At 71.7% G+C, this 5,463-nt stretch carries 7 protein-coding genes and 1 pseudogene; 3 read left to right on the top strand and 5 right to left on the bottom strand.

Annotated elements, in window-relative coordinates; genetic code table 11:
• From ABZ281_RS35915 to ABZ281_RS35895, 5 genes are all read right to left on the bottom strand, one after another.
• On the bottom strand, positions 1 to 375 hold a 375-nt coding region (locus tag ABZ281_RS35915), incomplete at its 3' end, for a response regulator (RefSeq protein ID WP_356662255.1).
• An 87-nt stretch (positions 376 to 462) separates the two neighbouring features.
• Complete coding sequence (locus tag ABZ281_RS35910) at positions 463 to 639, bottom strand: hypothetical protein (protein WP_356662254.1); 177 nt, start codon at positions 637 to 639, stop codon at positions 463 to 465.
• 30 nt (positions 640 to 669) lie between these two features.
• Positions 670 to 1,698 (bottom strand): trypsin-like peptidase domain-containing protein, encoded by a 1,029-nt coding sequence (locus ABZ281_RS35905; protein WP_356662253.1) that lies wholly within the window; start codon positions 1,696 to 1,698, stop codon positions 670 to 672.
• 142 nt (positions 1,699 to 1,840) lie between these two features.
• Entirely contained in the window at positions 1,841 to 2,863 is a 1,023-nt protein-coding gene (locus tag ABZ281_RS35900) for a LacI family DNA-binding transcriptional regulator (protein ID WP_356662252.1), read from the bottom strand.
• A gap of 128 nt (positions 2,864 to 2,991) precedes the next feature.
• Positions 2,992 to 3,780 carry a response regulator transcription factor gene (locus tag ABZ281_RS35895; RefSeq protein ID WP_356662251.1) on the bottom strand — a complete coding sequence of 263 codons (789 nt, stop codon included), beginning with the start codon at positions 3,778 to 3,780 and terminating at the stop codon, positions 2,992 to 2,994.
• 176 nt (positions 3,781 to 3,956) lie between these two features.
• On the opposite strand from ABZ281_RS35895, the gene ABZ281_RS35890 reads away from it, so the two are divergent.
• From ABZ281_RS35890 to ABZ281_RS35880, 3 genes and pseudogenes are all read left to right on the top strand, one after another.
• A complete protein-coding gene (locus ABZ281_RS35890; protein ID WP_356662250.1) occupies positions 3,957 to 4,808 on the top strand; it encodes an alpha/beta fold hydrolase in 852 nt (283 codons plus the stop codon).
• Positions 4,809 to 4,846: 38 nt separating this feature from the next.
• Entirely contained in the window at positions 4,847 to 5,101 is a 255-nt protein-coding gene (locus tag ABZ281_RS35885; protein WP_059418772.1) for a MoaD/ThiS family protein, read from the top strand.
• Between the two features lie 2 nt (positions 5,102 to 5,103).
• A pseudogene (locus ABZ281_RS35880) lies at positions 5,104 to 5,463 on the top strand (hypothetical protein); the annotation flags it as partial.

The raw sequence follows: 5,463 nt of genomic DNA, 5'->3' as shown, positions 1-5,463 counted from the left end.
CAGCGCGCGGATGCGGGCGAAGAGTTCGTAGAGTTCGAAGGGCTTGACCAGGTAGTCGTCGGCGCCCGCGTCGAGTCCGGTGACGCGGTCGCCGACCGTGTCACGGGCCGTGAGCATCAGGATCGGCGTGGTGTCGCCCGTGGCGCGGATCCGGCGCGCCGCCGTCAGGCCGTCCATGCGCGGCATCTGGATGTCGAGGACGACCAGGTCGGGCCGGTAGGCCGCCGCCTTGTCGAGCGCGTCGGCACCGTCGACGGCGACCTCGGTCCCGTACCCCTCGAACGCGAGGCTGCGCTGGAGTGCTTCGCGTACGGCCGGCTCGTCGTCGACGATCAGGATGCGCTGCGGGTCACGGTCGCCGTCTGCGGGGTTCATGGGTCGGGGGTCCTCGGGGGTGAAGGGGGACGGGGATGCTCTGACGTTCTCAGCGTCGCACGTCGCAGGCGCGAGCCGGCAGGAGCGTCAGCCCCGCACCGCCCGGCGCCGGGCCTTCCCGGTGCGGCTCGTCCTACGGGTCTCCGCCGGCGCCGTCTCCGCCGCCCGGCCCGTCGGCGCGTGCAGTGCGGACGCCACCGTCAGGGCCAGGCCGATCGCCGCCGGGTCCCCGCCCGGATCCGTGTGCACAACCTGCTCGATCATCGCCGTACTCCTCGCTGTCGGTGCCCGAACTCAGTCGGTCGCCCCCGCCCGCAGCTTCGCGAGGTCGGCCTTGACGGTGTTGATCGGGATGGCGAAGCCCAGGCCGACGCTGCCCGCGTCGGAGGACGAGGAGGCCTGGCTGGTCGGCGCGTACATCGCGGAGTTGATCCCGATGATGTTGCCGTTCATGTCGATCAGCGCGCCGCCGGAGTTGCCCGGGTTGAGGGACGCGTCGGTCTGGAGCGCCTTGTACGTCGTCGTGCTGGACCCGGTGTCGCCGTTGAACTGGCGCCCGCCGAACTCGAACGGCCACTGGCCGCCCTGCCCCTGGCCCTGCCCCCACTGCTGGCCCTGGTCCTGGCCCTCCTCGGTCGGGACCGTGACGTCGCGGTCGAGCGCCGAGATGATGCCGCTGGTGACGGTGCCGGACAGGCCCTCGGGGGAGCCGATCGCCACGACCTGGTCGCCGACCTGGATCCCGGCCGAGTCGCCGAGCGTGGCGGCCTTCAGGCCGGAGGCGTTCTCCAGCTTGATCAGCGCCAGGTCCTTCTTGCTGTCGGTGCCGACGACCTTCGCGGTGTACGACTTGCCGTCGCTGGTCGTCGCCTTGATCTGGGAGGCGCCGGAGACGACGTGGTTGTTGGTGACGATCTCGCCGCCGCTGGTGATGATCACGCCGGATCCGGTGGAGGACCCGGCGTTGGAGGTGGCGCTGATCTCGACGATGCTCGGGCTGACGGCCTTCGCGACGCCGGCCACGGTGCCCTTCTGGCTGGAGGGGACCACGTTGGTGCTGGTGGAGCTGGAGGCGACGGTGTCGTTGCCGGTCAGTTCCTGGATGCCGTAGGCGGTGCCGCCGCCTATCGCAGCCGCCACGATCGCCACGGCGGCGATCAGGGCGAGGGGGCCACGGCCGCGCTTCTTCGGATGCGGAGCATGCGCCGGGGCATGCGCCGGGGCATGCGCCGGCGGGGGCGGCCACTCGGGGTTCACCGGGGCCTGCTGCTGACCCTCGTAAGGGTTCTCGTACTCGCCACTGCGGTGGAAGCTCTCGGTCATGGAACAGAGCTTGTCGCCCGACCATGAGAGCTTCCTGAGTGCTCCCTGAGAAGCCCGACAGAACCTCGTATGCCCGATATAAAGAGGCCCGCCGGGGTCCGGCTGCAAGAGGCCGTCGGAGGACCTGCCCGGCCGCCGGAGGCTACACGCAGCCGCAGGACTGGCGGGTCACCAGCCGCGACGGGAACACCTTCAGCCGCTCCCGACGGGCCCCCGCGACCCGCAGCCCGTCGTCGAGGACGAGGTCCACCGCCGCCCGGGCCATGGCCGGGCGGTCGGACGCGATCGTCGTGAGGGGCGGGTCCGTGAGCGCCGCCTCCTTGATGTCGTCGAAGCCGGCCACCGCCAGCTCACCGGGGACGTCGATGCGCAGCTCGCGCGCCGCGCGCAGCAGGCCGATCGCCTGGTCGTCGGTGGAGCAGAAGATCGCCGGCGGGCGCTCGGGCCCGGAGAGGATCTTCAGGGCGGCCTGGTAGGCGTCGTAGCGGTTGTAGAGGGCCTCGAAGAGGCGGCCCTCCGTGGAGATCCCGGCGTCGTCCATCGCGCGGCGCCAGCCCTCGACGTGGTCGGAGACCGGGTCGCCGACCGCGGGGGTCTCGGCTATGCCGCCCATACAGGCGACGTACTCGTAGCCGTGCTCCAGCAGGTGCCGGACGGCGAGCTCGGCGCCGCCCAGGTCGTCCGTGGTGACGGCGACGTCGTCGATGGCCTCGGGCCGTTCGTGCAGCAGCACGACCCGGGCGTCCCAGGCCTCGATCTCCGCGGCGGCCAGGTCGTTGAGCGCGTGGCTGACGAGGATGAGTCCGGAGACGCGCATGCCCAGGAAGGCGCGCAGGTAGTGGACCTCGCGTTCGGCCACGTAGTCGGTGTTGCCGACGAGGACCATCTTTCCGCGCTCGGAGGCGGCCTGCTCGACCGCGTGCGCCATCTCCCCGAAGAAGGGCTGGCGGGCGTCCGGGATGATCAGGCCTATGAGGTCCGTGCGCCGGGATGCCATGGCCTGGGCCACCCGGTCGGGCCGGTACCCCAGTTCCTTGATCGCGGCGAGGACACGCTCGCGCGTGGCCGGGGCGACCGGCCGGGGTCCGTTGTTGATGACATAGCTGACCACGGCAGTGGAAGTCCCTGCCAGCCGCGCCACATCATCCCGAGTCACCTTGGCCACGCGCGGAGTCTACGCGGATATACCGGCTCTGGGCAGGGCGTAAAGGAGGTTCCGTACGATATCCCGACCGCCGTCCGGGTGACCCCCTGCGGGAAGCGATGCCCAGGTCGGTGCCGCAATACGCCTCTTTACGCCTTCGCGCGGGCCTCGGCCGCGTCCAGGGCGGCCGACTTGTCCGCGGTGTCCGGCTTTGTCTTGGCCTCCTTGGCCTTCGCCTCCTCGGCGGCGCGCTCCATCTTCTCCGGCTTCTCCGGCGTAACAAATCGATAACCGACGTTCCGGACGGTGCCGATCAGCGACTCGTGCTCAGGGCCGAGCTTGGCGCGCAGCCGCCGTACGTGCACGTCGACCGTGCGCGTACCGCCGAAGTAGTCGTAGCCCCAGACCTCCTGGAGCAGCTGGGCGCGGGTGAAGACGCGGCCGGGGTGCTGTGCGAGGTACTTCAGGAGCTCGAACTCCTTGAAGGTGAGGTCGAGGACGCGGCCCTTGAGCTTGGCCGAGTACGTCGCCTCGTCGACCGACAGGTCGCCGTTGCGGATCTCCATGGGGGAGTCGTCGCTGACGATCTGCTGCCGCCCCATGGCCAGTCGCAGTCGCGCCTCGACCTCGGCCGGGCCGGCGGTGTCGAGCAGGACGTCGTCGATGCCCCAGTCGGCGGTGACGGCGGCGAGGCCGCCCTCGGTGACGACGAGGACGAGCGGGCAGCCGGGCCCGGTGGAGCGCAGCAGCTGGCAGAGGCTGCGCACCTGCGGCAGATCGCGCCGGCCGTCGATGAGGATGACATCGGCGCCGGGGGTGTCGACGAGGGCGGGGCCCTCCGCGGGGGCCACTCGCACGTTGTGCAGGAGCAGGCCGAGGGCGGGGAGCACCTCCGTCGACGGCTGGAGGGCGTTGGTCAGGAGCAGCAGAGAACTCATACGTCTGGTTCCTCCTCGGTCCCTGCGAGGACGCTTGTTGGTACAGCACCGCTCTGTCTGCGATCCCGAAGGCCCCGTACACCTGCGGTTTCCCGCTTCGTATACAACGCTTCCGAAAGCACAAAAGGACCCGGGGGCAACGCTGCCCGAGTCCTCTGCCCAGCAGAATAGCCCACATGAGCTCTCGTCCGGCAGGTCATGTGGCGCGTTCCACCGATCGTCCACACTCCGAGACGCCCGCGGGAACGCCTGTGCGGAGGCCGTCGAGGACGTTTCTGCGTACGGCCGACGGGGTGACGATCGACGCCGTGTACGACCCCGGCACCGCCGCGCACGACGCCTCGCGGACACCTTCCGGTCACCCCGTGTTCGTCGTCGCCCACGGCTTCACCGGGGCCGTGGACCGGCCGCATGTACGAAGGGCGGCGCAGGCCTTCGCCCGTTACGGGGCGGTCGTCACGTTCTCCTTCCGGGGGCACGGTGCGTCCGGCGGGCGGTCCACGGTCGGGGACCGGGAGGTGCTCGACCTGGCGGCGGCGGTGCGCTGGGCGCGGGAGCTCGGGCACGCGCGCGTGGCCACGGTCGGGTTCTCGATGGGCGGCTCGGTGGTACTGCGGCACGCGGCGCTGCACCCCCGTGAGACCGACGCGGTGGTCTCGGTCAGCGCACCGGCCCGCTGGTACTACCGGGGGACCGCCCCGATGCGGCGGCTGCACTGGATGGTGACGCGGCCGGAGGGGCGGATCGTCGGCCGGTACGGCTTCAAGACGCGCATCCACCACCGGGACTGGGACCCGGTCCCGCTCTCCCCGGTGGAGGCGGTGCCGAGGATCGCCCCCACCCCGCTGCTGATCGTGCACGGCGAGGCCGACGGCTACTTCCCCCTCGACCACCCGCGGATGCTGGCCGCTGCCGCCGGTGACCAGGGTGAACTGTGGCTGGAGCCGGGGATGGGGCACGCCGAGCACGCGGCCGGCGACGAGCTGCTGGCCCGGATCGGGGAATGGGTCGCGGGCCGGGCGGGCTAGCCTGACGGGGTTCACCGTTCAACTCACTGAGGAAGCAGATGCCAAAGGTCACGGTGCGCTACTGGGCCGCCGCCAAGGCCGCGGCCGGGGTGGCCGAGGAGCCGTACGAGGCGGCCACCCTCGCCGAGGCGCTCGCCGGAGTGCGGGAACGGCACCCCGGCGAGCTCGAGCGCGTCCTGCGCCGGTGCTCGTTCCTGGTGGACGGCGACCCCGTGGGCACCCGCGGACATGAGACGGTACGGCTGGCCGACGGCGGCACGGTCGAGGTGCTCCCGCCGTTCGCAGGAGGATGACGATGACCGACCAGCCGAACCAGCCCCACCAGCCGTACGACGGCTACGACCCCTACGGGCAGCAGCCGCAGGCGTGGCCCGGGCAGGGGTACCAGCAGGGGTACGAGGACCCGCAGGCCGCCCAGCAGTACACGCAGCAGTGGCAGGGGCAGACCTGGGAGACGCAGAACCATCAGGCGGTGTCCGCGCAGGCGCCGGATCCGGAGACGGCGATCCTGACACCGCAGTCGCCCCGGCAGCCCCGGCCGCCGCAGACTCCCCGGACGCCGCAGGGACCTGCGGCGTCGGCCGGAGCGGACGCCGACGCCTCCGCCACCGGCTACGGCCCGGCCACCGTCGGCGGGAACGCGCGCGTCACCGAC

Source organism: Streptomyces sp. NPDC006265 (assembly GCF_040613555.1).
In the GTDB taxonomy this organism is placed as follows: Bacteria; Actinomycetota; Actinomycetes; order Streptomycetales; family Streptomycetaceae; genus Streptomyces.
Note: the sequence above shows the minus strand (reverse complement) of the source record. Positions and strands in the feature narration are given on the sequence as shown.

Coding starts and splice junctions, on each gene's coding strand:
- ABZ281_RS35905 (WP_356662253.1), bottom strand. CDS start 1,698: ATGACCGAGAGCTTCCACCGCAGTGGCGAGTACGAGAACCCTTACGAG.
- ABZ281_RS35890 (WP_356662250.1), top strand. CDS start 3,957: ATGAGCTCTCGTCCGGCAGGTCATGTGGCGCGTTCCACCGATCGTCCA.
- ABZ281_RS35895 (WP_356662251.1), bottom strand. CDS start 3,780: ATGAGTTCTCTGCTGCTCCTGACCAACGCCCTCCAGCCGTCGACGGAG.
- ABZ281_RS35910 (WP_356662254.1), bottom strand. CDS start 639: ATGATCGAGCAGGTTGTGCACACGGATCCGGGCGGGGACCCGGCGGCG.
- ABZ281_RS35885 (WP_059418772.1), top strand. CDS start 4,847: ATGCCAAAGGTCACGGTGCGCTACTGGGCCGCCGCCAAGGCCGCGGCC.